Here is a 233-nt window from a genome sequence, read left to right on the forward strand (position 1 = left end):
ATTGTTATAGGTATTTTGCTTGCATATTTCTCCAATTATTTCATTGGCACTCTTGGTCTTGCTGCAGTGGAGTGGAGGTGGAAACTGGGTGTGTCTGCCATTCCTGCCATTTTGTTTTTTGTTATGTTGTTTGGTATTCCGCGTAGCCCACGCTGGCTTGTAGCAAGAAATCAAATTGATGAAGCTAGAAATGTTTTGAAAGTTATCGGTGTCGAGGACTATGAAAAGGAGCT

General features: G+C 41.2%; 1 protein-coding gene. It reads left to right on the forward strand.

The features are described from left to right. Positions 1 to 233, forward strand: a 233-nt coding sequence (locus tag ACZ3HG_RS24965; RefSeq protein WP_465335251.1) for an MFS transporter, incomplete at both ends; no start/stop codon positions are given.

The organism is Erwinia sp. PME.40.26/001, from assembly GCF_055556675.1.